The organism is Nocardia sp. NPDC003963 (genome assembly GCF_053605105.1).
Genome location: NZ_JBSGIP010000002.1, coordinates 107,955 through 131,027 on the forward strand (window position 1 = coordinate 107,955; position 23,073 = coordinate 131,027).

Annotated in this window: 24 protein-coding genes and 1 pseudogene; 9 read left to right on the forward strand and 16 right to left on the reverse strand. The window is 68.7% G+C overall.

From position 1 onward, the window contains the following. Nucleotides 1-29: 29 nt before the first annotated feature. The 3 genes from ACWEWT_RS09110 to ACWEWT_RS09120 all read right to left on the reverse strand — a co-directional run bounded on the left by ACWEWT_RS09110 (nt 30) and on the right by ACWEWT_RS09120 (nt 2,640). A complete protein-coding gene (locus tag ACWEWT_RS09110) occupies nt 30-986 on the reverse strand; it encodes an aspartate carbamoyltransferase catalytic subunit (protein ID WP_452557792.1) in 957 nt (318 codons plus the stop codon). Further along, entirely contained in the window at nt 983-1,621 is a 639-nt protein-coding gene (gene pyrR / locus ACWEWT_RS09115; protein ID WP_452557793.1) for a bifunctional pyr operon transcriptional regulator/uracil phosphoribosyltransferase PyrR, read from the reverse strand. The genes ACWEWT_RS09110 and pyrR overlap by 4 nt, the downstream gene beginning before the upstream one ends. A gap of 176 nt (nt 1,622-1,797) precedes the next feature. Next, the gene (locus tag ACWEWT_RS09120) at nt 1,798-2,640 is read right to left on the reverse strand and encodes an SAM-dependent methyltransferase (RefSeq protein ID WP_452557794.1); all 843 of its coding nucleotides are present in this window, start codon (nt 2,638-2,640) and stop codon (nt 1,798-1,800) included. 101 nt (nt 2,641-2,741) lie between these two features. Between ACWEWT_RS09120 and ACWEWT_RS09125 the strand changes: the two genes are divergently transcribed. Further along, nucleotides 2,742-3,305, forward strand: a complete 564-nt coding sequence (locus tag ACWEWT_RS09125; RefSeq protein ID WP_452557795.1) for a TetR/AcrR family transcriptional regulator — start codon at nt 2,742-2,744, stop codon at nt 3,303-3,305. Nucleotides 3,306-3,357: 52 nt separating this feature from the next. On the opposite strand, the gene ACWEWT_RS09130 is transcribed toward ACWEWT_RS09125, so the two are convergent. Further along, nucleotides 3,358-4,227 (reverse strand): alpha/beta hydrolase, encoded by an 870-nt coding sequence (locus tag ACWEWT_RS09130; RefSeq protein ID WP_452557796.1) that lies wholly within the window; start codon nt 4,225-4,227, stop codon nt 3,358-3,360. A 397-nt stretch (nt 4,228-4,624) separates the two neighbouring features. Here ACWEWT_RS09130 and ACWEWT_RS09135 point away from each other — a divergent pair, with 397 nt between their 5' ends. From ACWEWT_RS09135 to ACWEWT_RS09145, 3 genes are all read left to right on the forward strand, one after another. After that, nucleotides 4,625-5,221, forward strand: a complete 597-nt coding sequence (locus ACWEWT_RS09135) for a TetR/AcrR family transcriptional regulator (RefSeq protein WP_452557797.1) — start codon at nt 4,625-4,627, stop codon at nt 5,219-5,221. 397 nt (nt 5,222-5,618) lie between these two features. Continuing rightward, the gene (locus tag ACWEWT_RS09140; protein ID WP_452557798.1) at nt 5,619-6,062 is read left to right on the forward strand and encodes an STAS domain-containing protein; all 444 of its coding nucleotides are present in this window, start codon (nt 5,619-5,621) and stop codon (nt 6,060-6,062) included. 145 nt (nt 6,063-6,207) lie between these two features. Next, complete coding sequence (locus ACWEWT_RS09145; RefSeq protein ID WP_452557799.1) at nt 6,208-6,828, forward strand: alpha-ketoglutarate-dependent dioxygenase AlkB; 621 nt, start codon at nt 6,208-6,210, stop codon at nt 6,826-6,828. A gap of 6 nt (nt 6,829-6,834) precedes the next feature. Here the strand turns inward: ACWEWT_RS09145 and ACWEWT_RS09150 are convergent, their stop codons facing one another. Next, nucleotides 6,835-7,401 (reverse strand): helix-turn-helix domain-containing protein, encoded by a 567-nt coding sequence (locus tag ACWEWT_RS09150; RefSeq protein WP_452557800.1) that lies wholly within the window; start codon nt 7,399-7,401, stop codon nt 6,835-6,837. An 84-nt stretch (nt 7,402-7,485) separates the two neighbouring features. Between ACWEWT_RS09150 and ACWEWT_RS09155 the strand changes: the two genes are divergently transcribed. Beyond that, complete coding sequence (locus ACWEWT_RS09155; RefSeq protein ID WP_452557801.1) at nt 7,486-8,454, forward strand: quinone oxidoreductase family protein; 969 nt, start codon at nt 7,486-7,488, stop codon at nt 8,452-8,454. 12 nt (nt 8,455-8,466) lie between these two features. Here the strand turns inward: ACWEWT_RS09155 and ACWEWT_RS09160 are convergent, their stop codons facing one another. The 5 genes from ACWEWT_RS09160 to ACWEWT_RS09180 all read right to left on the reverse strand — a co-directional run bounded on the left by ACWEWT_RS09160 (nt 8,467) and on the right by ACWEWT_RS09180 (nt 11,602). Beyond that, a complete protein-coding gene (locus ACWEWT_RS09160) occupies nt 8,467-9,000 on the reverse strand; it encodes a DUF4334 domain-containing protein (protein WP_452557802.1) in 534 nt (177 codons plus the stop codon). Between the two features lie 92 nt (nt 9,001-9,092). Further along, entirely contained in the window at nt 9,093-9,350 is a 258-nt protein-coding gene (locus tag ACWEWT_RS09165; protein ID WP_452557803.1) for a YciI family protein, read from the reverse strand. A gap of 1 nt (nt 9,351) precedes the next feature. Further along, complete coding sequence (gene nusB, locus ACWEWT_RS09170; protein ID WP_452557804.1) at nt 9,352-9,864, reverse strand: transcription antitermination factor NusB; 513 nt, start codon at nt 9,862-9,864, stop codon at nt 9,352-9,354. Between the two features lies 1 nt (nt 9,865). Continuing rightward, nucleotides 9,866-10,429, reverse strand: coding sequence for an elongation factor P (gene efp / locus ACWEWT_RS09175; protein ID WP_452557805.1), 564 nt, complete (start codon nt 10,427-10,429; stop codon nt 9,866-9,868). Nucleotides 10,430-10,465: 36 nt separating this feature from the next. Continuing rightward, nucleotides 10,466-11,602 carry a M24 family metallopeptidase gene (locus tag ACWEWT_RS09180; RefSeq protein ID WP_452557806.1) on the reverse strand — a complete coding sequence of 379 codons (1,137 nt, stop codon included), beginning with the start codon at nt 11,600-11,602 and terminating at the stop codon, nt 10,466-10,468. A 167-nt stretch (nt 11,603-11,769) separates the two neighbouring features. On the opposite strand from ACWEWT_RS09180, the gene ACWEWT_RS09185 reads away from it, so the two are divergent. The 4 genes and pseudogenes from ACWEWT_RS09185 to aroB all read left to right on the forward strand — a co-directional run bounded on the left by ACWEWT_RS09185 (nt 11,770) and on the right by aroB (nt 15,574). Then, nucleotides 11,770-12,264: a prepilin peptidase gene (locus ACWEWT_RS09185; RefSeq protein ID WP_452557807.1), complete on the forward strand. Its 495-nt coding sequence runs from the start codon at nt 11,770-11,772 to the stop codon at nt 12,262-12,264. Nucleotides 12,265-12,360: 96 nt separating this feature from the next. Beyond that, nucleotides 12,361-13,578: a chorismate synthase gene (gene aroC, locus ACWEWT_RS09190; RefSeq protein WP_452558085.1), complete on the forward strand. Its 1,218-nt coding sequence runs from the start codon at nt 12,361-12,363 to the stop codon at nt 13,576-13,578. Beyond that, nucleotides 13,578-14,096: pseudogene (locus tag ACWEWT_RS09195) on the forward strand (shikimate kinase); the annotation flags it as partial. The gene aroC and the pseudogene ACWEWT_RS09195, both read left to right, overlap by 1 nt. A 359-nt stretch (nt 14,097-14,455) precedes the next feature. Further along, complete coding sequence (gene aroB / locus ACWEWT_RS09200; protein WP_452557808.1) at nt 14,456-15,574, forward strand: 3-dehydroquinate synthase; 1,119 nt, start codon at nt 14,456-14,458, stop codon at nt 15,572-15,574. 189 nt (nt 15,575-15,763) lie between these two features. Here the strand turns inward: aroB and ACWEWT_RS09205 are convergent, their stop codons facing one another. From ACWEWT_RS09205 to alaS, 6 genes are all read right to left on the reverse strand, one after another. Continuing rightward, entirely contained in the window at nt 15,764-16,708 is a 945-nt protein-coding gene (locus tag ACWEWT_RS09205) for an ATP-grasp domain-containing protein (RefSeq protein ID WP_452557809.1), read from the reverse strand. A gap of 214 nt (nt 16,709-16,922) precedes the next feature. After that, a complete protein-coding gene (locus ACWEWT_RS09210) occupies nt 16,923-17,396 on the reverse strand; it encodes a B-4DMT family transporter (RefSeq protein ID WP_452557810.1) in 474 nt (157 codons plus the stop codon). A 74-nt stretch (nt 17,397-17,470) separates the two neighbouring features. Beyond that, on the reverse strand, nt 17,471-18,298 hold the full coding sequence (locus ACWEWT_RS09215; protein ID WP_452557811.1) for a shikimate dehydrogenase: 828 nt from the start codon (nt 18,296-18,298) through the stop codon (nt 17,471-17,473). Beyond that, the gene (locus tag ACWEWT_RS09220) at nt 18,288-19,772 is read right to left on the reverse strand and encodes an endolytic transglycosylase MltG (protein WP_452557812.1); all 1,485 of its coding nucleotides are present in this window, start codon (nt 19,770-19,772) and stop codon (nt 18,288-18,290) included. Before ACWEWT_RS09220 ends, ACWEWT_RS09215 begins: the two co-directional genes overlap by 11 nt. Beyond that, nucleotides 19,769-20,377, reverse strand: a complete 609-nt coding sequence (ruvX, locus tag ACWEWT_RS09225; protein ID WP_452557813.1) for a Holliday junction resolvase RuvX — start codon at nt 20,375-20,377, stop codon at nt 19,769-19,771. Before ruvX ends, ACWEWT_RS09220 begins: the two co-directional genes overlap by 4 nt. Further along, entirely contained in the window at nt 20,377-23,052 is a 2,676-nt protein-coding gene (gene alaS / locus ACWEWT_RS09230; protein ID WP_452557814.1) for an alanine--tRNA ligase, read from the reverse strand. The genes ruvX and alaS overlap by 1 nt, the downstream gene beginning before the upstream one ends. Nucleotides 23,053-23,073 lie beyond the last annotated feature (21 nt).

The following is a 23,073-nucleotide window of genomic DNA, read 5'->3' on the forward strand; positions in this document are numbered from 1 at the left end:
TCCGTGGTTACGCTCCGCTCCCGACCCGCTCACGCCGCGGCCTCCTGCACTCCGACCAGCAGACGGAACAACACCGCCATCCGCATATGGACTCCGTTCGTCACCTGTTGCAATACGGCGGCGCGTGGCGAATCGGCGACCGCGGACGCGATCTCCATACCGCGCAGCATCGGGCCCGGATGCAGCACCACCGCATGCTCCTCGAGCAGCGCCAGGCGTCGTTCCGACAGGCCGTACCGGATCGAGTACTCCCGCGCCGACGGGAAGAACCCGCCGTTCATCCGTTCCGCCTGGACCCGCAGCATGAGTACGGCGTCGGCGCCCGGAAGTTCGGAGTCCAGATCGACCGAGACCCGCACCGGCCAGTCCTCGACTCCCACCGGCAGCAGTGTGCGCGGTGCCACGAGCACCACCTCCGCGCCGAGTGTGGACAGGAGGAAGGCATTGGACCGGGCCACCCGGCTGTGCAGGATATCGCCGACGATCACCACCCGCTTGCCGGCGATATCGCCGAGCCGCTGGCGCAGGGTCAGCGCGTCCAGCAGGGCCTGGGTGGGGTGCTGATGGGTGCCGTCACCGGCGTTGATCACCGCGGGGACAGCGCTGCCGGATTGCCGCGACCAGTCCTCGAACCAGCGGGTGATCTGATGGGCGGCGCCGGAGGCGGGATGGCGCACGATGAGCGCGTCGGCACCCGCGGCGTGCAGGGTGAGCGCGGTATCGCGCAACGATTCGCCCTTGGCGACCGAGGAACTGCTCGCGCTCACATTGATCACATCGGCGCTCATCCATTTGCCCGCGACCTCGAAGGAGACCCGGGTGCGGGTGGAGTTCTCGAAGAACACGGTCATCACGGTGCGGCCGCGCAGGGTGGGGAGTTTGTGTACCTCACGGCCCAGCAGCGCTTGTTCGAAACGTTCGGCCTCGTCGAGCAGCCCGGTCGCGGTGTCGTGATCCAGATCGGTCACGGTCAGCAGATGTCTCACTGTCCCTCCCCGTGGTGCAGGAAAACACCGTCGCGGCCGTCGTGTTCGGTCAGCAGCACCGAGACGTCCTCGGTGCGCGAAGTGGGCACGTTCTTACCGACGAAATCGGCGCGTATGGGCAGTTCCCGGTGGCCGCGGTCGACCAGTACCGCGAGCTGGACGGAGCGCGGGCGGCCCAGATCCCGCAGGGCGTCGAGAGCGGAGCGTACGGTGCGGCCGGAGAAGAGCACATCGTCGACGAGGACGACCAGCGCGTCCTCGACCCCGCCTTCCGGGACCGAGGTGCGTTCCAGCGGACGATGCGGTTTGCTGCGCAGATCGTCGCGATAGAGCGTGATGTCGAGCGAGCCGAGCGCGGGCCGCACACCGGAGAACTCCTCGATCTTGTCGGTGAGCCGGTGCGCGAGCGTGGTGCCGCGGGTCGGAATACCGATCAGGACCACCCGGGGCGTACCGGGGTCACCCGAATCGAGAGCGGTGCGTTCGATGATCTGGTGCGCGATCCGCGCGATGGTGCGGCCGACATCGGAGGCGGACAGTAGTTCGCGCCCTGTCGCCACCCATTCCGGCGTATGCCGTTCGGGAGATGGCGTTGCCTCGGCAGCGCCGGGCGTCCGTTCTTCGGGCACGGCCATACCGACCTCCTTCCCCGCCTCACTGGACGGTCCGTTAAAGGATGTCTTACGCCGAGCAGCCTATCAGCCGCCGAAACAGCCCTTTCACCAGGTGAGGACGGGGTAGATATGTGAGCACGGCCACGGGCGGCGCCGTTCGCCGGGGTATGAGCGCCGTTACCGGATGTGGTGACCGGTCATTCGCGTACCGCGAGCACGGTGCCCATTCCGGGCACATCGCCCATACCCGGGCGCCCGTACGGAGCGACGAGGTCCTTCCACGCGTGAAAGGTAGTACGCCAACCGTTCTCGGTGAACCACGATTCCGCATCCGGACCGAGTCCGTTGACCGGCCGCGCGGCGTCGGAGTCCCCGGACACCAGCTCCCGCAGCGCCCGGTATCGCGGCGCGGCATCCTCGACCACGAACCGGCCGATGCCGAACCGGCTCCCCGGTGCCGACAGTTCGGTCACGGTGCCGGCCACCGCGTACGCGTCCGCGCGGGACAGATAACCGAGCACGCCCTCGTCTACCCACAGGGTGGGGATATCGGGACGGAAACCCCGATACGACAGCACCGACCCCCAGTCACCGCGCAGATCGGCCGCGGCCACGCGGCGCACGCATTCCGGACGCGCTCCGTGCGCGGCGAGCAACGGTTCCTTGAATTCGAACAGCTCGGGTAGATCCAGTTCGAACAACACCGTCCCGGCCGGCAGTCCGAGCCGGAACGCCCGGGTGTCCAGTCCGGCGCCGAGCAGCACGATCTGCCCGCACCCCGCCGCCACCGCCGCCGCGAAACTCTCGTCCACGACCTGGACCGCGAGGGAACGCCCTTCATAGAACTGGTCGGCCAAACCCTCGAGCCGCGACCACCGGTCCGGGTCGAATGCGGTCCGGGCCGCCGCGACGAACACCTCGGCCAGCGGATCGTCGTAGAGCCGGTCCGGCCGGCGGCTCTCGCGGGCGCGGATGAGCGCGACTCCGATCGCGGTCATCGCGACGCCGGCGGTCGGAACATGCACAGGTGATTCGGTCATCGGCGGCCTCCCGGCAAACTTACCTGTCGCCCGGCTAGTAACCGGTTGCACTGCAGACGTTAGGCTCTGCCCTGCGGCACCGTCAACCAGAAGGAGCAGCTGTGGGCGTTCGGCGCAGCGATACCCGCGACCGCATCCGCGCGGTGGCGATGGAACTGTTCTCCGAACAGGGCTACGAGAAGACCTCACTACGCCAGATCGCCGAACGGCTGGGCGTCACCAAAGCCGCGCTTTACTACCACTTCCGGACCAAAGAGGATATTGTCGCCAGCCTCTCCGACGATGTCCGCAGCGGAATAGACGAGCTGGTCACCTGGGCCGAAACCGCCCCTCCGGGGCGAGCCCGCGCCGAGGAGATCCTGGACCGCTACGGCGCGTTGCTGCACAGCACGGGGCGCGACATGGTGCGGTTCATGCACGAGAACCAACCGGCCTTCCGGGAACTCGGTTTCGGGGTGAGCCTGCGCTATCAGTTCCGCCTGCTCGCCGATCTGATGACCGAACCCGCCCGGGCTCCACTCGATGTCTTCCACGCCCGCCAGGCACTGCTGGCCATCAGCTGGAGTACCGCGATGATGGGCGACCTCCCACTGTCCGATGACGAATGTCACCGCGCCGCTGTGGAAATCGCCCGCGAGCTGCTACGTCACTGCCGGTTCGACTGACCGTTCACCGACAGCGTGAGCCACCCGGCCATATCGGCGGCGCTCTCGACCGTCACCCGGCCGTATGCGCGAGGACCGCATCGGCCAGTTCCTCGTGGATCTCCGGCGGCAGCGTATGGCCCATACCCGCCACGATCTTCAGCCGTGCCCCCCGAATCCGCTCGGCGATGATCGCACCGTGCCCGGGCTTGACCGGCTCGTGACTGCCTTCGACGACCAGCGTGGCGGCCCGTACCCGATCCAGCGCCCCCACCGGCTCGAAGTCCGGCGCGGCCGCCGCGGCCAGCCGGTGGTTGACCACCGCCGCCAGGTCCCGGGCCCGGTCGTGAATCCGCTCCTGGAGGCGGCGCGCGGCCTCCTCGTCGAACGGGAGCCCGGTGCCGTGCAGTAAGCGCTGTTCGGCGAGCATCCCGTCGATCCGGGACCGCCGGTCCTCCGGCGGGGCGGCAGCCATCAACTCACGGTAGAAGGATACGAACTCGGGCGTCGGCTCGGGCAGGCTTCCCGCGGGCTGCGGTTGCCCCAGCAGTGCCCGCATGAGCACCTGACCTTCCCCGCCACCGAGCGGCGAGGAACCGATGACGGTCAGCGAACGCACCCGCTCCGGCCGCTCCACCGCAACGAACTGGGCGAGCAGCCCGCCTGCCGAATGCCCCACCAGATGGGCGCTCTCCAGGCCGTGGGCGTCCAGCACCCGGTACACATCGTTCTTGATGTCCTCCCATGTGTACGGCTCTGCCGCGAAGTCGACAGTGTCCGATATCCCGGTGTCACGATGGTCGTACCGGATCACCCGCCGGCCTCCGGTGACGAGCCGGCCGAGGAACTCGTCCGGCCACAGGATGCCCTGCGACATCGAACCCATGATCAACAGAATCGGCGCATCCATAACGGTGCCGAACTCTTCACTCCAGATCTTCACATCACGCATAATTCGAGCGATTCCTCTTCTGTAGGACTTCCCGTCGCGCCGGTTCCACTTCCCGCACCCGTTCCGGGTCGTTCGAACTCCCTGGCGCCGGGTCGAACGAAACCTCTGGACGGCCCTACCGGGCGCCGCGCCCACCGTGCCGTGACCACCCGTTCCGCGCGGTCACGGCCACTCGCGGGGGTATCGGGCGAGCGGTGAATCGCTGCTGATCGTTGCGGATCGGGAAGGTGCTGTGCCGCTTTCGCATATCGGTACTGCCTTTCGTGAGACCGGCGAGCCGGCGCTGCGGCGGTGGGCGGTCGGCGAGCTCGCCCATTCTTACCGCATCATATGTAGTACTCTGTCCGAAGTGGTTTGAACCGTAGTACTACAGATGGAGTGGTGTCAAGTGGTCCGCACGAACCCCGAACGCCGGCAGGCGTTGCTGGACGCATCGATCGAGGTCCTGGCCCGAGAAGGAGCCCGCGGACTGACCTTCCGCGCAGTGGACAAGGAGGCCGGAGTCCCCGCCGGGACCGCATCCAACTACTTCGCCAACCGCGACGACCTGCTCGTTCAGGTCGGACACCGGTATTACGAACGGCTGATCCCCGACGAATCGACCATGGCCAAGCTGCACGGTCCGCGCTCCCGCGAAACCGTCACCGAACTGATGACCGAAGTCGTCGGCCGCGTCACCCGCTTCCGCAGCGGCTACCTCGCCCTGCTCGAACTCCGACTGGAAGCGACCCGGCGGCCCGAACTCCAGAACTTGCTCACCGAACGAGTACGGGCGGACCTGGACTTCAATATTCGCAACCACCTGGACAACGACATGCCGGGCGACGAGAACACCGTCGTCCTCCTGTTCCTCGCCCTGAACTGGCTCACCCTCGAACGACTCACGCTCCCCGGCGTTTTCACCGAGGAACGAGCCGAGGAACTGGTACGTATCGCGGTCGAGCGCGCGATCCCCGCCACCGATCGCGCCGCGGGACACACATAGAGCAGCTCGCGCGATGGCGCGGTCGACGGTTCACGCACCCACATCTTCGCCCGCCGACGACCACGGACACCGCCGGCACCCACCGGCAACGGTTCACAAGTGGACCATCCGATCGTGCGCCCGCTCGAGCACTTCTCCCACCAGCGTTCGTTCCGGCCGGTCACGGTACGGACAGCCCTCGTACGGGAGATCGTTCCAGCGGCGAACGAGCGAGCGGGCATAGGCTGGGCGTACACGAACTCGGAGTCTGCCTCGAAGAACGGAGGGCCGACCCGATCACGATGCCCGACGGGCATCTCGACCTGATCGCGGGTGCGTTATGAACAGCGGTTCGAAATCTTCCCGGTCACCGAAATCCATATCGTCCAGATCGCCGCGGGATCAGCTGGATTTCCGGGTGCAGTTCCGTGGCGATATCGTCGTCCTGTCGATGCGCGGCGAAGCGGATGCATTCACCCTGCCGCTGTGGCGACAGGCCCTACGCGAAGCCGCCGCGGCGGCGGACGCGGGCCGCGGCGCCCTGATCATCGACACCACCCGGCTCGATTTCCTGTCACTGAGCACTCTCGCCGCACTGGCCGCGGATACGGACGGCCATATCGCCGAAATGGGTGAGATATGCCTGGTCACGCCGAACCCCAGGATCGCCTCCATCTGCTCCTGCGACGCGTACACCTCCCGCCTACCCCTCCGCTCGACCTTGACCGGCGCGCTGACCCTGTTCGAGCAGAACAAACGCCGACGGTTCCCGTCCGGCCCGTCCCGGCGATACCGGGTACCGCAGATCACCGCGGAGGACCGCGCCCCGATTCCGGAGGCTCAGGCTCGTCATCGGACCTGACCCGATCACCGACCGGCGCCCCCGCGCCGGGATCCGGCGCGTGCCGCCGAACATACCCGCGGGCCGGATATCTCCGCGGGCCCGGCGGACCCACCACCCGCGCCCGATGGGAACATACGTTCGAATACTTGGGTACTCTGTCGGCATGGCATTGCAGGGATCGCTGTTCGACGGGTTCGGCGAGATGGAACTCTCCCCGCTCACCGGCATCGAGCGCACCCGCCTCGACCACGGCGCCTGGGTCGATCTGCGCCCGGGCTGGCTGCGCGGCGCCGACGATCTGTTCGACCGCCTCGTCACGACCGTGCCGTGGCAGGCCGAACGCCGGTCCATGTACGACCGGATCGTCGATGTGCCGCGGCTGCTCTGCTTCTACGGCGAATCCGACCCGCTCCCCGATCCGGTCCTGACCGACGCACGTGAATCGCTGAGCAAGTACTACGGAGCGGAACTGGGCGAACCGTTCCGCACCGCGGGTTTCTGCTATTACCGCGACGGCCGCGACAGCGTGGCCTGGCACGGCGACACCATCGGGCGCGGCGCCACCCACGACACCATGGTCGCCATACTCACCCTCGGCGCGCCGCGCTCACTCCTGCTACGCCCCCGTACCGGCGGCCCCAGCCTGCGCTTCCACCCGGGGCACGGCGATCTCTTCGTCATGGGCGGCTCGTGCCAGCGCACCTGGGAGCACGCGGTCCCCAAGACCCGCCGGGTGACCGGTCCACGGATCAGCGTTCAATTCCGTCCGCGCAACGTCCGGTGAGCCGGCCTACGGTGCGTGCAGTACCGCACGCACCTGCTGATCGACTGCCGCCAGCAGCCGTTCGGTCGAGCCGCCGCGGACCAGCTCGGGAACGGTCGGACCGGCCAGACTGTCCAGCAGGAGCCGGCCGACCGTCTCCGCGTCCAGATCGGGGCGCGCCTCGCGGAGCAGCGCGGTGATGTGCGCACGCCAGAACAGGTGGAATTCCTCGGTGCGCGGATGCGGCGGGACCGAGCGGTAGACCTCCATCAGCGCCAGATTGTCGATCACCAGTCGCGCCATCGCGTCGAAGAAGGCGAGCAAGCGATCCGCGGGCGGCGCACCGGGACCCAACGGCGGCGGCCCTTCGGCAACAGCCTCCATCAGGGTGACCGCGCTCTCGGCGACCATTTCGTGGAGCAGACCGGCACGGCTCCCGAAGCGATGGAAGATGGTCCCCTTCCCCACTCCGGCCGCCGCGGCGACCCGGTCCATCGTGACAGCCTCGGCACCGCGCTCGGCGAACAACGCCGCGGTCGCGTCCAGGATGGCGCGCCGGTTGCGCGCGGCGTCCGCACGTTCTTTCGGAGCCATCACACCACTTTCGTTGACAACTTGACCGACGGTCCATATCTTGAGGAAGTCAAATGGACCGTCAGTCAACTTATGGAGTTTCCGATGCAGGCAATCGTAATGACGGGTACCGGCGGACCGGAGGTACTGGTACCACGGGATACGCCGGAGCCGCGCCCGGGGCCGGGCGAAGTTCTGATCAGCGCCGAGGCGATCCCCGTCCTGTACCCCGAGACCCAGCTGCGCTCCGGCGCCTTCCCGACCACCTCGCCACCGCCGGTGGTTTTCGGCTTCCAGGCCGCCGGCGTGGTGATCGCCGTGGGTGCGGGAGTGAGCGCCGAATACCTCGGCCGGCGAGTGGTGGGTGATACGGGTGGGACGGGTTCCTACGCCGAATCGGTCTGCATGAGAGCCGAATCGACGACACCGATACCGGCCGGCGTATCGACAGCGGACGCGGCAGCGGCCCTGATGAGCGGCTCGGTCGCACTGGCGCTATTGGAAACAGCGGCCCTGACCGGCACCGAGACAGTTCTCGTCGAAGTGGGCGCCACCGGAGTGGGTAGCTATCTGGTCCAGCTGGCCCGCGAGTTCGGCGCGGCGCGGGTGATCGCCACCGCGGGAGGTCCGGACAAGGCTCGCCGAGCGCGGGAACTGGGCGCCGACGCGGTGGTCGAGCACCGCGCGGAACAGTGGACCGAAGAGCTGAAAGGCGGCGGCACCATCGATACCGTCTTCGACTCGCTCGGCGGCACCTCGGCGGCCGCACTGCTCGACGCGATGACCCCCGGAACCGGCCGGATGCTCAGTTACGGCTGGCTTTCCGGCGAACCCGCCCGGGTGTCGGCGGCGGATCTGATCCCACGCGGCCTCACCCTGACCGGCTGTTCGGGACCTGCCTTTCACCAGCGTGTGGGCCGGGCGCGCGCCACCGTACTCGAACGATTGCCGGAGCTGGCGCCCCCGGTGGAGACGATCCTGCCGCTCGACCACGCTGCCGAGGCACATCGGCTGGTGGAATCGCGGACCCCACTGGGCCGGATCATCCTGCGGCCGGACCACGCACCGCGCTGACCGGCGGGCCGATCAGCGCCTCAGTACGAAGAAATACGGCTCGGCCAGTCCACGCATATCCATGACGCCGAGCAGAGTGTCCTCGTCGAGGCGGCGGAAATGGTCGATGATCGGCAGATGGTCGTAGACCATGGCGGCGCTCACCACCCCGCGATATTCGATATCGCGCAACCGCGCCGTCGCCTTGCGGGTGCGCAGGAACGGAGCCAATTTGCGCAGATTGCCGCGGACCGGGCGCAACCAGTGCGCCGGGATCTTCCCGGCCAGCGACAGCGGAACCCGGCGCGGATCCACCGCGAACACCGTGCCGCGCTCATCGGTGAACAGCAGCGGATGCACCTGGTCCGGAGCATCGAACTGTTTTCCGTACCAGCCGGACTCGGAGAGAGTGCCGTCCATCGGATGACCGGTCGGCAGTTCCGCGCCGCGCCAGCGGCCGGTGGTCACTTCCGCCACCCGGGCGGCCGGCAGCCGGTCGAAGATCTCCCATGCCTCCGTGACGGTGCACCCGTCCTCGGGCAGGGCGACGCCCGCGATTTCGGTCATTCGTCCGCGCTCCTCGACATCAGGGAATACTGCGATAGATAGCCTATCGTCCTCTCATTCGAGTGCGCGGCCAGCTGCCGCCGAGGCGGGGCTCAGCCGGTGATCTCCCATTCGTGGACCGTGATCGCCGAAGAACCGGTGGTGTGCAGCGGATCGGTGTACACCACCGCTTCGGCGGCCCGCAGCGAATCGGCGAGCACCAGATAGGCCCCGCCGCTGCCGTCGGTGAACGGACCGGACTCCTGCAGCATGTCCTTCGCCCGCAGTTCGGCGAGGAACCGGCGGTGCGGTTCGGCCACCGCCGGGTCGTAGGCCGGAGTGCGGACGGCCAGCACCAGGTACTTGCGCACCTCAGTCCTCCGATTCCGGATCGGCCGAACGCCCGGCGGCGGCCGCGGCCGCCCGGATCTGCGGGGCCACCAGCACGACCTGACCCAGCACGCCGTTCACGAACCCCGGGGAATCATCGGTGGACAGCTCCTTGGCCAGTTCCACCGCCTCGTCCACCGCGACGATCGGCGGGACATCGGGGGCGTACAGCAGTTCCCACACCGCGACCCGGAGGATGGCGCGGTCCACCGCGGGCAACCGGGGCAGCGTCCAATCCTGGAGATAGGACTCGATGGTCCCGTCGACCCGGTCGAGCTCTTCGGCGATACCGTCCACCAGGGTGCGGGTGTAGGCGTGCACCGGAGCGACACCCTGGTCGCGGGCCGCGAGCTCGATCCGCTCGTCGGCCAGATCGGCCGGATCGACATCGCGGGCTTCGGCCTCGAAGAGCAGGTCCACGGCCCGGCGGCGCGCCTTGTGGCGGGCACCGAGCTTCTTGTAGGCGGATTTCTTGTCCGCGGGCTGATCCGCCACGTCAGGAGTTGACGCGGCCCAGGTAGCTGCCGTCGCGGGTGTCGATGCGGAGTTTGTCGCCGGTGTTGATGAACAGCGGGACCTGGACCTCGGCGCCGGTTTCCACGGTGGCGGGCTTGGTGCCGCCGGTGGAACGATCGCCCTGCAGACCGATATCGGTGTGGGTGACCGAGAGCTCGGCGGTGACCGGAAGCTCCACGTACAGCGGCGCACCCTCGTGGGTAGCGACCTGCACGGTCATGTTCTCCAGCAGGAAGCGGGCCTGTTCACCGATGACACTCTCGGCGATGGCGATCTGGTCGAAGGTCTCGCCGTCCATGAAGACGTAGTCGGAGCCGTCGTGGTACAGGTAGGTCATATCCCGGCGGTCGACGGTGGCGGTCTCCACCTTGACGCCCGCGTTGAAGGTCTTGTCGACGATCTTGCCCGACAGCACGTTCTTCAGCTTCGTCCGCACGAACGCGGGACCCTTACCCGGCTTCACATGCTGGAACTCGACGATCTGCTGGAGATTACCGTCGATCTTCAGCACGAGGCCGTTCTTGAAGTCGCTGGTGTCCGCCACTGTGTTCGGGTCTCCTCGGTTCTCGGGCGACCGTCGTCATCCGACGACGATCAGGTCTTTGCTGGTGTTGGTGAGCAGTTCCGGGCCCCCTTCGCGCACCACGAGCGTGTCCTCGATCCGGACCCCGCCGCGGCCGGGAAAGTACACACCTGGTTCGACGGTCACCGCCACGCCAGACAGGAGTGTACCCGTGCCCGTTTTGGCGATTCCGGGCGCTTCGTGGATGCGCAGACCCACCCCGTGGCCCAGACCGTGCACGAACAGCGGTCCGTGTCCGGCGGCGGCGATAACCGCGCGGGCGGCCGCGTCCACATCGGCGCACGGGATACCGGGCCGCAGTGCTTCGCGGCCGGCCCGCTGCGCGGCGTATACGAGGTCGTACACCTCGCGTTGCCACTGCGCGGGTTCGCCGAGTACGAAGGTCCGGGTCATATCCGAGTGGTAACCGTCCACCACGGCGCCGAAATCGATCTTCACGAAATCACCGGCGGCCAGCACCGCCCCGGTCGGCCGGTGATGCGGAACCGCGGAATTCGCCCCGGCCGCGACGATGGTCTCGAACGCGATCCCGGCGGCCCCGCGTTCGAACATCGCCCATTCCAGATCGCGGGCCACCTGACGCTCGGTACGGCCCGGCCGCAGCGCGCCGTTCTCCAGCAGTGCGGCCAGCGCTCCGTCACCGACCGCGCACGCACTGCGCAACCGGTCGATCTCGTATTCGTCCTTGACCATGCGCAGCTGCTCGGTCAGTCCCGGCGTGGCCACGAATTCCAGGCCCGAGCCGAGCTCGAGCAGCGCCCGGTGCTGGTCGACCGTCACGATATGGCTCTCGTAGCCCAGCCGGCCGAACTGCCACTCCCCGGCCAGTTCCACCACCCGGCGCGATACCGCGCGGGCGATCTCGGCCCGCAGATCCGGCACCTGCTCGGCGACCTGAGTGTCGTAGCGACCGTCGGTCGCGATGACCGTGCGTTCCTCGGCGCCGGTGGTATCCCACGAATGCACCAGCAGCGCGGCATTCGAACCGGTGAACCCGGTGAGATAACGGATGTTCACGAGATCGGTGACCAGCAGCCCGTCGATCTCGTTCTCCACCAGCAGATTGCGCAGCGCACCACGCCGGGCAGCGAAATCGGGCCGGACCAGTGGGCCACGGTCGGCATCAGCAGACATGGGACAAAAGTACCGCCGACCCGGCTCCGGCACACGATCCGGCCGACCGGCGAGCATCGCCCGCGAATCCGGAATACCCGATGTTCACACATCGGCACGATTCGCGCGTTCTCCACATATCGCTGTCGACGGCACCCGGGATCCCGGACGACCGCGATCGTGGAGACGTGACCACCCTCGGTTTCCTCGCCTTGACCGCCTGGTGCGCAGTCCTGAGCGTCAGCGATCTCCGCTCCCGGCGGCTCCCGAATCCACTCACCCTCCCCGGCGCCGCCGCCGTATTCGGTTACGCGGCACTGACCGGCCATCTCGACGCCGCGGGTCGCGGTGCGGCGCTGCTCGCGGCGCCCTATCTGCTCGCACATCTGGTCCGCCCGGCCGCACTGGGCGCCGGCGATGTGAAACTCGCGGTCGGTCTCGGCGCGGCCGCCGGGCTGGGTGGCGATCGAGTCTGGTTGTGGTCGGCACTCACGGCCCCGGTGTGCACGGCCGTCGCCGGGGCCGGCACGCTACTCGGCCACTGGGCCGGAAACCGGATATTCGCGGGAGGGTTTCGGGTTGCCGGACGCTGGACACCGGTGCTGCCCGTACGCCCCGGGCCGACGATCCCGCACGGCCCGTCGATGTGTGCGGCGACACTTCTGGGGCTCACACTGTGGTGACCCTGTGGCAATCCCGGGAACCGCGTGCTCACCGAGCCGATGAGCACGGCCGACCGCATCCCCCGTCCGTCGCGCCGACATGGGAAGATGGTCGGCGTGCTGCGCTGGATAACTGCTGGAGAATCTCACGGACCCGCTCTCGTCGCCCTCCTGGAAGGGATGGTCGCCGGTGTCGAGGTGACCTCGGAGGAGATCTCCGCACAGCTGGCGCGCCGACGGCTGGGCTACGGTCGCGGCGCCCGGATGAAATTCGAAGCCGACAAGGTCACCGTGATCGGCGGAGTCCGCCACGGCCGCACCATGGGCGGGCCCGTCGCCATCGAGATCGCCAATTCGGAATGGCCCAAATGGACGACCGTGATGTCCGCCGATCCGGTCGACGAGGCAGAACTGGCCGAACTGGCCCGCAATGCTCCGCTCACCCGTCCCCGCCCCGGTCACGCCGACTACTCGGGCATGCTCAAATACGGTTTCGACGACGCCCGCCCGGTCCTCGAACGGGCCAGTGCCCGCGAGACCGCCGCCCGGGTCGCGGCCGGCACCGTGGCGCGCGCCTTCCTTCGTCAGGCCCTCGGTGTGGAGGTCGTATCCCACGTCGTATCCATCGGCACGGCCGCGAACACCACCGGTGTGGTACCCACCGGCAGCGATCTGCAGGCGATCGACGACAGCCCGGTCCGCGCATTCGATGCCGAGGCCGAGGCGGCCATGATCGCCGAGATCGAAGCGGCCAAAAAGGACGGCGACACCCTGGGCGGTGTGGTCGAGGTGGTCGTCACCGGGCTCCCGATCGGGCTGGGGTCGTTCACCAGCGGCGAGAACCGGCTGGACTCGCGGCTCGCGGCGGCGCTGATGGGGATCCAGGCCATCAAAGGCGTCGAGGTCGGCGACGGCTTCGAAACGGCGCGGCGGCGCGGCAGCCGAGCCCACGACGAGATGCGCCCGGGCAGCGACGGCGTCCTGCGGTCCACCAACCGTGCCGGTGGTCTCGAAGGCGGTATGACCAACGGCGAAGCACTGCGGGTACGCGCGGCGATGAAACCGATCTCCACGGTCCCGCGCGCGCTGGCCACGGTCGATATGTCCACCGGCGAGGAAGCCGTGGCGATTCATCAGCGCTCCGATGTCTGTGCCGTCCCGGCGGCCGGAGTGGTGGCCGAATCGATGGTCGCGCTCGTGGTGGCGCAGGCCGCGCTGGAGAAGTTCGGCGGCGATTCGCTCGGCGAGACGGTCGGCAATCTCGACGGCTACCTGAAGCGGATCAGCGGGCGCCCGCATCTGAACCCGGGCGATACCGTCGCCGACCCGGCGTAATGACCGAGCAGACCGGTCCGCACGGCCCGCTGGTGGTGCTGATCGGCCCGCCCGGGGCGGGGAAGACCACGATCGGCCGCAAACTCGCCCGGGAACTCGGCGTCGAGCTCTACGACACCGACGCCGGTATCGAGGAAACGGCCGGTCGCACCATCCCGGAAATCTTCGCCGCCGACGGGGAGTCCGAATTCCGCCGGATCGAGGAGGAAGTCGTCGGAGCGGCGCTACGCACCCGCGGCGGGGTCGTCTCCCTCGGCGGCGGCGCGGTCCTCTCCGAACGCACCCGGGCCCTGCTCCGCGACCGGACCGTGGTGTACCTCGAGATCAGCATCGCCGAGGGTTTGCGCCGCACCGGCGCCGGTACCAACCGCCCGCTGCTCGGCGGTGTCGACCCGAGTGCGAAATACCGGGAGCTCATGCGGGCCCGCCGGCCGCTCTACCGTGAAGTGACCTCGGTGCGCGTGCGGACCGACGGCCGCAGTCCCGGCCGCGTGGTCCGATCCATTCTCGGAAAACTCGCACTGGAATCGGTCCGGGCCGCCACCGACACTCCGGACATCGAGCACGCCGAAGGCTCGACCGGCCAGCGCACCAGCAGATCTCGCGCCCGCCGGCGGGCCCGGGCCCGGGCTCGCCGGGCCACGGCGCAGCGCGCGGCGGCCGCCGGAAACCAGGCAGGTGCACACACCGCGGAACAGAACACCGGCGCACAAGGTGACGACGGCACCCCGTCCGCCACCGACCAGGGCACTCCGCCCACCGAGAACGGGCTGCGGACACCCGGGCGGTCCCGGCGGGCGCGCGCCCGGCGGGCCCGGGCCCGCCGACAGCAACGCGACCAGACCGAACAGCCACAGACAGGATCGGAGCAGCACACGTGACAGAACCGACGCGTATCGAGGTCCGCACCGCCCAGCCCTATCCGGTGATCATCGGCCGCGGTTTGCTCGGGGACCTCGTCGAGGTGGTCGCCGGTTCGGGTGGCGTACGAACCGTCGCCCTGTTCCACCAGCCTTCGCTGGTCGAGACCGCGGAGGTCGTCCGTGCCACGCTGGCCGAAGCGGGCCTCGACGCCCACCGGATCGAGATCCCGGACGCCGAGGCGGGTAAGGAACTCGCGGTCGCCGGTTTCTGCTGGGAGGTACTGGGCCGGATCGGCCTGACCCGCAACGACGTGGTGGTCAGCCTCGGCGGCGGAGCCGCCACCGACCTCGCCGGATTCGTGGCCGCGACCTGGATGCGCGGCGTGAAGATCGTGCACGTCCCCACCACGCTGCTGGCGATGGTGGACGCCGCGGTCGGCGGTAAGACCGGTATCAACACCGAGGCCGGTAAGAATCTCGTCGGCTGTTTCCACGAACCGTCCGCGGTACTCGTCGATCTGGTGACGCTGGAAACCGTGCCGCGCAACGAGATCGTGGCGGGTATGGCGGAGATCATCAAGGCCGGTTTCATCGCCGACCCGGTGATCCTGGATCTGGTCGAACGCGATCCGCAGGCCGCGCTGGACCCGGGCGGTGAGGTCCTGCCGGAACTCATCCGCCGCGCGGTGGCGGTCAAAGCGGAGGTGGTCGCGGCCGATCTCAAGGAGTCCGCACTACGCGAGATCCTCAACTACGGGCACACTCTCGGCCATGCGATCGAACGGCGGGAGCGCTACCGCTGGCGGCACGGTGCGGCGGTATCGGTGGGTCTGGTCTTCGCCGCGGAACTGGGCCGGCTGGCCGGCCGCCTCGACGACGCCACCGCCGACCGGCATCGCAGCATCCTGGCCAGCGTCGGCTTGCCGACCACCTACGATCCCGACGCCCTGCCGCAACTGCTGGAAAGTATGCAGACCGATAAGAAGACCCGTTCCGGGGTGCTGCGTTTCGTCGTGCTCGACGGGCTCGCCAAGCCCGGCCGGCTGGAAGGGCCCGATCCGGCCCTGCTCGCCGCCGCGTACTCGGCGGTCGCCGGCGCCGGTTCCGGCGGAGGTAGTGCGATCCTGCTGTGAAGCGCGGGATTCGATCACTACGCCGGTAGGCGGGATCACCGGCGTAGCGGTTCGGGGATCGTGTCACCGATATGTTCTCGAATCCGGGAGCCGGCTCGATCCCGGCTCCCGGCAGGTCGGCGCCGCGCCACGATATCTCCTGATCCGGATACCATCCCGCCGCGCGGGGGCGATGCGACGGTTCCCGGGCTATGCCGGCCCGTTCGTGATCGGTCGGTCGCGATCGGGGCCCGGCCGATCCGAGGTCGCCGGGCGCTGTGCCGGCGCGGCGAGCAGCGCCCCGACGATCGGCGTGGGATCGACTCCCACCGGCAGGTCGGATACCTGTCCGTCACCGACCTCGACCACCCGCCAGACCCCGTCCTCGCGCATCGCCAGATCCGTGGTGAGGAAACGGGCACCCGATCGCGCGACGCAGGCGGCGATCCGGTCCAGCACCGGCACCGGACAGTCCGCGGGGGTATCCGGATGCGCGCCGACGAGCAGCGGCGCACCGTCCAGCCACCACACTCTGGTCTCCGCGGCGCGCCGATCACCGGCGCCGAAGGCTTCGAAAGCCCGTAGCACGATGCCACCCTGGAGATAGCTGCCCTGTTCGGCCACGAACGCGGATACGACTCGGTGCACGTTCGCAGGGTCGGCGAGGTCCGGGATGTAGCAGGCGGTATCCCAGGCGTGCTTGGCCGATTTGACGTAGTCCTTGACGATTCCCGGGCCGGCACCGAGCGGAGCGGCCAGAGCGGCCAGAGTTGCCGTATCCGGTATCCGGCCGGGCGGCCCGGCCAGCCAGCGGCCGGCCGGAGTCACCGGCGCGAATGTCTCGTACCACCCGGGCAATTCGTGTGCCGCCCGATAGGTCGCGGCATCGATCATCAACGGTGTTCCGCGCGCGGCGAGGGCCTCGGCCATCGCCGCGTACGCGGGGGTGGGAATCATCCAGCCGCGGTACCAGGCCGGGCCGCTGTTCCGGGGGACGTTCCGCACCGCCGCCACGGCGTCACCGGCCGACAGCAGGTCGTGGTCGATCAACCCGATATCGGCACCGAGTTCGCGAGCGGTCGCCGTCTCGGCGGCGAAATGGGGATCGGTACGTCGCGGGTCGAGCGGGTCGGCGCACGACAGCATGCTGGGCATCGATACATGATCACCGATCGGGCCGGTGCGCGTAAACAGGATTCGGCTCGCGCTCCGGCCTTGTGCCGAGGGATCCCGCGCGGCCGACGCCGATGTATCCGGAGCTCGGCAGCAGGCCGACTCGATGCGGCGCGGACCCCGGGGAACACGCTGAGTCCGTAACAGCTACCGCCCGTCGGCTGCTGCGGAGCCGCCGTACATGCTCCGCGAGCTCTCAGGCGGGTGAACCGAGCGCGGGCGAAACTCCCCCGGCCACACGATCGTTGTCGCGACCACCCAGCCACCGCCCGATCGCCACACCGATGAGCCCGGGAACGAAGAGCAGCAGGACGATGAACGCCGACGCGGCAGTGGCCTCGAACAGCAGACCACCGTCACCGAGATCGACCTTCGGCAGGAAGTCCAGCAGCCAGGAGACCAGCCCGGTGCCGACACCCGCGACCACCGCGGTCTGCAGCCATCGAATGGTCAGATCCGCCCCGCCGTGTTCCGGGTTCGGGTGCTCGTGGCGATCGGTCCGGCCGTCCCGCAGTCCCCAGGCCACCGTGACGCCGATCAGGACCACCAGACACAGCAGCCGCAACCACACCCCGTAGGTCGGGATGTATCCCATCGCGAACCCGAGGAGTACCCGCAACACGACGGCCAGCCCACCGAGCGCCAGTGCCCGCAACAACCACGCAGTCATGCCGATCACCATAACGCCCCGCGCGGCGGACTAGAACCCGTTACAGAAATTCACCGGGAGCCGACGCTGCGCCGTCACCCGAGATCGGCGAGCACGGCCGCCATCGCCGCTCTGGGCGCGGGCCGGCCCGTGAACTGTTCGACCTGCCCGTAGGCCTGTTCGAGCAGCATCTGGAGACCACTGAGCACGGTGTGCCCGGCGGCGGTGACCGCTTCGGCCAGCGGTGTGGGCCACGGGTCGTACAGCGCGTCGAGCACCACCGGCGCGGCGGCCACCGCATCGGCGACCGTCGCGGCCGCCGCGTACGGCACGGTACTGACGGCGGCGCCCGCGCCGCCACACACAGCGGCCAGATCCGGAGCATCGAATCCGATCACCCGGGTCGACAGGCCGAGCCGCTCGGCGAGCTCCCGCGCGCCCGCCGCCCGGCCGGCATGGCGCGCGACGACGGTGACCTTGCGGGCCCCCAGCTCGGCCAGCGCCAGCAGCGCGGGACGGGCGGTACCACCGGCCCCCAGCACCACGGCTTCGGACAGTTCGCGCACACCACCGCCGCGCAGCGCGCCCGATACACCGTCCACATCCGTACAGTCGGCGCGCCAGCCCGCCGCGGTGCGAACCAGGGTGTTGGCCGAACCCACCAGAACGGCGCGTTCGGTGCGGATCTGCGCGTACGCGAGCGCCGCTTCCTTACCGGGCATGGTCACCGACAGTCCGGCCCATTCCGGCCCGAGCCCGTCCACCAGCCCGGGCAGCTGGTCGGCGGTGCACTCGATCCGCTCGTAGGTCCAGTCCAGCCCCAGTGCGCGGTAAGCGGCCAGATGCAGCTGCGGAGACTTCGAATGGGTGATGGGGCTGCCGAGCACCGCGGCGCGGCGCGGCCCCGCCGGATCAGCGTCCACTGTCCAGAATCCCGCTCTCCAGCGCCAATTCGATGTTCGCCAGGTGTTCGGAGTAGCTCTCCGTGAACAGCGTGGTGCCCTGCTTGTCGACGGTCACGAAGTACAGCCAGGTACCGGCCTCGGGTTCTTCCATCGCCTCGAGCGCCGCGATCGAGGGCGAGGAGATCGGGGTCGCGGGCAGGCCGGGCATAGCGTAGGTGTTCCACGCGGTGGTCTGTCCGCGATCGGCATCGGTGGTCGCCACCTCGGTCTTGTCCAGGGCGTAGTTGACCGTGGAGTCGAACTGCAGCGGCTGGTCGATCTCCAGCCGGTTCACGATCACCCGGGCGACCTTGCTCATATCCTGGGGCAGCGCTTCACGTTCCACGAGCGAGGCGCCGATCAGCGTTTCGTACGGGCTGAGCCCGTTGACCCGGCCGGATTCCAGCAACCCGGTGGCCTCGTAGCTGCGGGCGCTCTCGGTGACCAGCTGGCGCAGGACATCCAGCGCGGACCCGCTCGGGTCGAAATCCCAACTGCCGGCCGCGATCAATCCCTCGAGCTGCCGCGCGCGGTCGGGCACCGTCCGTACCGACTCCACGGCCCATTCCGGGACACCGAGCGAGGCCAGGTCGGTGGTGGCGCCCGCCTGCTCCAGTTCTTCGTAGGTGATACAGCGGCGTTCGGGTTCGGCGCCGACACAGCTGGCGGTGGCGATCTTGGTGTAGATCCCCTCCTTCCGCGCGCCGGTGTTCACATCGTGCTGATCGTGCAGTTGCCGACCCTCGGATACGACCACATTGCCGACCCGCGATCCGGGCGCCACCAGCGCCGCTACCGCGTCCGCGGCCGGACTGTGCACCGGAATCGCGTAGTAGCCGGGTTGGAGCGAGTTCATCCCCTCGTTCTGCACGGCCGCCTCGTAGAAGGCGGCGGAACTGGCCACGATGCCCGCCTCCGCCATGGTCGAGGCGACCTCACTGGCGGTATCGCCCGACTTCACCTGCACCACCACCGGCGCGCCCGCCGGACCGGCGAAATCCTCGGCCGGGGTGTAGCGGTTGACCAATTTGTACACTCCCGCGCCGACGACCAGCACCAGCAGCACAGCGGCGGCGGCCCAGATCAGCCGGCGCCGGCCGCCCTCCTGCTGTTTGCGGGCGGCTTTCCGCGCCGCCGCCCGGCCACCACGAGCGGGCGCGGTCCGCGCCCCCGGGCGGCGGCGCGACCGGGGCCGCGGCTCGGGTTCGGGCTCGTCGTCGAAATCATCGTCGTCGTATTCGTCTTCGTCGACATAGCGGGGAATGACGGCGGTGTCGTCGTCCTCGTAGGGATCCCAGCCGCCCTCGGGGTCGTCGTCCCACTCCGGCTCGTCGGCGACCGGCATAGCGGGCGCCCGGCGCGATCGCTCCCAGGCCTTGTCGTCGCGGCGGTATCGCCGCTCGGCCTCACGCTGCCGGAATTGCGCCTCCGCCTGCGCCCATCGATCCGTCATTCATCGTCTCCGGACAACGCGGTACGTGCCGCGTCCTCGGCCGACCTCATCACAGAACTCCGTTCGTCCAACCAGCTCTGCAGGATCGATACAGCAGCCGCCTGGTCGATCACCTGCCGCTGTCCGCGCGCTCGAACACCGCTGTCCCGCAGAGCGCGTGCAGCAGACACCGTAGTCAAACGTTCGTCGGAAAGCCGGATCGGCACTTCGGGCAGCGAGTCGCGCAACCTTCCGGCGAACTCCGTGGCCATTCGCGCCGAGGTCCCCTTCTCCCCGCGCAGCGTCCGGGGCAGACCGACGATGATCTCCACCGCCTCGTACTCGTGGGCGATCGCCGCTATCCGCGCGATATCGGTTCCGGAACCGGAACCGGAACCGCCGGGCCGACCGTCACGGCCGGTTCCCGGCGGGCGACGGCCGGCCCGGCGGGACCCGGTATCGCGCGGCACGGTCTCGACCGGTGTCGCCAGTATCCCGTCGGGGTCACTCGCCGCGACGCCGATCCGGACGCTGCCCACGTCTATTCCCAGCCGCCGACCCCGCCCCGGATCCGAGACCGGGTCGGGCCGGTCGACCGGAGGGCCGTCCTGCGAGCCCACCGTCATCAGCCGGCGTGCGCGCCGAGATGATCACGCACGGCCGCCAGGCCCGCCTCGATACCCGAGGGGTCCGAACCGGCGCCCTGCGCCATCTCCGGCTTGCCGCCACCGCGGCCCGCGATCCGGGGCCCGAATACGGATACGAGATCGCCGGCGGCGAATCCCAGCTCCTGGGCGGGTTTGTTCACGGTCACCACGAAGGGCACCTTGCCCTCGTTATTTCCGAGCAACACCACGACGGCGGGCCGGGTGCCCAGCCGCCCGCGGATATCGGTGGCCAGGGTGCGCAGATCACCGGCCGATACCCCGGTGGGTGCCGCGGCCGCGACCAGCAGCACCTCACCGAGCCGTTCGGCAGCCTCGGCGTAGCTGCCGGCCGAGGACAGCACCGCGGCGATCTTGGTCTTCTCCAGCTCCTTCTCGGCCACCCGCAGCCGGTCCACCAGCTGCTCGACCCGGCCCGGTATCTCACCGGAAGGCACCTTCAGCATCGAGGCGACACCGGCGAGCAGAGCCCGCTCCTTGGCCAGGTGCCGATAGGAATCCAGGCCCACGAACGCCTCGACCCGGCGCACGCCCGAACCCACCGACGACTCCCCGAGCAGGGTGATGGGGCCGATCTGCGAGGAGTGACCCACATGGGTGCCACCGCAGAGTTCCATGGAGAACGGGCCACCCATCTCGACCACGCGGACCCGGTCGCCGTAGTTCTCCCCGAACAACGCCAGCGCGCCCATCTCCTTGGCCTTGGGCAGATCGGTGACGAAGGTGTTCACCGGGAAGTCCGCGCCCACGCCGTCGTTGGACACCGCTTCGATATCGGCTTTCTGCTGCTCGGTGAGCTGGCCCTGCCAGTTGAAGTCGAAACGCAGATAGCCGGGCTTGTTCAGCGAACCGGCCTGGACCGCGTTCGGGCCCAGCACCTGGCGCAGGGCCGCGTGCACCATATGGGTACCGGAATGCCCCTGGGTCGCACCGCGCCGCCAGCCGGGATCGACCTGGGCCAGCACCACATCCCCTTCGGTGATCTGGCCCTGCTTCACGGTGCACCGGTGGACCCACAGCTTCTTGGCGATCTTCTGCACATCGTTGACGACGAGTTCGGTGCCCGACGCGGTGATCGTGCCGCGGTCGGCGATCTGCCCACCGGATTCCGCGTAGAGCGGGCTGCGATCCAGGATCACCTCGATATCGGTACCCGCCGGCGCGGTCGGCACCCGTACGCCCTCGGAGATCAGGGCCAGCACATGCGCTTCGGAGGTCAGCTCGTCGAAGCCGGTGAATTCGGTATCCCCGCGATCCACCAGGTCCTTGTACACCGACAGATCGGCGTGCGCGTGCTTACGGGCGTGCGCGTCCTCCTTGGCGCGGCGGCGCTGTTCGGCCATCAGGGTCCGGAACCCGTCCTCGTCCACCGACAGACCGGCCTCCGCGGCCATCTCCAGGGTGAGATCGATCGGGAACCCGTAGGTGTCGTGCAGCGTGAAGGCATCGGCGCCGGAGATGGTGCCGGTGCCACCGCGCGAAGTCGCCTTGACCTGCTCGGCGGTTTCGTCGAACAGCTTCGAACCGGTGCTCAGCGTCTTCCGGAACGCCGTCTCCTCGCCGACGGCGACGGTTTCGATACGCGCGTAATCGGTGGCCAGCTCCGGATACGAGGGCGCCATGAGATCGCTCACGACCCGCATGAAATCGGTCATCACCGGCTGTTCGGCACCGAGCAGCCGCGCCGAGCGCACTATCCGGCGCAGCAACCGGCGCAGCACGTAGCCGCGGCCGTCGTTACCGGGATTGACGCCGTCGGCGATCAGCATGGCCGAGGTGCGCGCGTGGTCGGCGATCACCCGGAACCGCACGTCATCGGCGTGTTCGACGCCGTAGGAGCGGCCGGTGAGCTCCTCGGCCTTATCGATGATGGGGCGCAGCAGATCGGTTTCGTAGACGTTGTCGACGCCTTGGAGCAGCAGCGCGATGCGCTCGACGCCCATACCGGTATCGATGTTCTTCTTCGGCAGCACACCGACCGGGGGGAAGCCCAGCTTCGGGCTGTCCTCACCGCGGATATCCTGCATGAAGACCAGGTTCCAGATCTCCAGGTAGCGATCCTCGTCGGCGACCGGGCCGCCGTCCCGACCGTATTCGGGGCCGCGGTCGTAGTAGATCTCCGAACAGGGCCCACCGGGACCGGGCACGCCCATATCCCAGTAGTTGTCCTTACCGTCGCGGAACTGGATCCGCTCCTCCGGGATACCGGCCACCCGGCGCCAGATCTCGGCGGCCTCGGGATCGTCCTGGTAGGCGGTGACCCAGATCCGCTCCGGATCGAATCCGTACCCGCCGTCCTCCTGCGAGTTGGTGATCAGCTCCCAGGCGAAGCGGATGGCGCCTTCCTTGAAATAGTCGCCGAACGAGAAATTGCCCGCCATCTGGAAGAACGTATTGTGCCGCGTGGTGACGCCGACTTCCTCGATATCACCGGTGCGCACGCATTTCTGCACACTGGTCGCGCGCGGGAACGGCGGGGTCTGCTGACCGAGGAAATACGGCTTGAACTGCACCATGCCCGCGTTCACGAACAGCAGGTTCGGGTCGTCGAGAATCAGCGATGCACTGGGCACCTCTGTATGACCGGCACTTACGAAATGGTCCAGGAACCGCCGTCTGATCTCGTGGGTCTGCACGAATATCCAGCCTACCGGTGC

Bases quoted from the DNA above. Each gene is read 5' to 3' on its own strand.
- pyrR (WP_452557793.1), bottom strand. From the start codon at position 1,621: ATGGCCGTGCCCGAAGAACGGACGCCCGGCGCTGCCGAGGCAACGCCA.
- ACWEWT_RS09120 (WP_452557794.1), bottom strand. From the start codon at position 2,640: ATGACCGAATCACCTGTGCATGTTCCGACCGCCGGCGTCGCGATGACC.
- ACWEWT_RS09145 (WP_452557799.1), top strand. From the start codon at position 6,208: ATGGCATTGCAGGGATCGCTGTTCGACGGGTTCGGCGAGATGGAACTC.
- ACWEWT_RS09150 (WP_452557800.1), bottom strand. From the start codon at position 7,401: ATGGCTCCGAAAGAACGTGCGGACGCCGCGCGCAACCGGCGCGCCATC.
- ACWEWT_RS09155 (WP_452557801.1), top strand. From the start codon at position 7,486: ATGCAGGCAATCGTAATGACGGGTACCGGCGGACCGGAGGTACTGGTA.
- ACWEWT_RS09160 (WP_452557802.1), bottom strand. From the start codon at position 9,000: ATGACCGAAATCGCGGGCGTCGCCCTGCCCGAGGACGGGTGCACCGTC.
- ACWEWT_RS09180 (WP_452557806.1), bottom strand. From the start codon at position 11,602: ATGTCTGCTGATGCCGACCGTGGCCCACTGGTCCGGCCCGATTTCGCT.
- ACWEWT_RS09205 (WP_452557809.1), bottom strand. From the start codon at position 16,708: ATGCCCAGCATGCTGTCGTGCGCCGACCCGCTCGACCCGCGACGTACC.
- ACWEWT_RS09210 (WP_452557810.1), bottom strand. From the start codon at position 17,396: ATGACTGCGTGGTTGTTGCGGGCACTGGCGCTCGGTGGGCTGGCCGTC.
- ACWEWT_RS09220 (WP_452557812.1), bottom strand. From the start codon at position 19,772: ATGACGGATCGATGGGCGCAGGCGGAGGCGCAATTCCGGCAGCGTGAG.
- ruvX (WP_452557813.1), bottom strand. From the start codon at position 20,377: ATGACGGTGGGCTCGCAGGACGGCCCTCCGGTCGACCGGCCCGACCCG.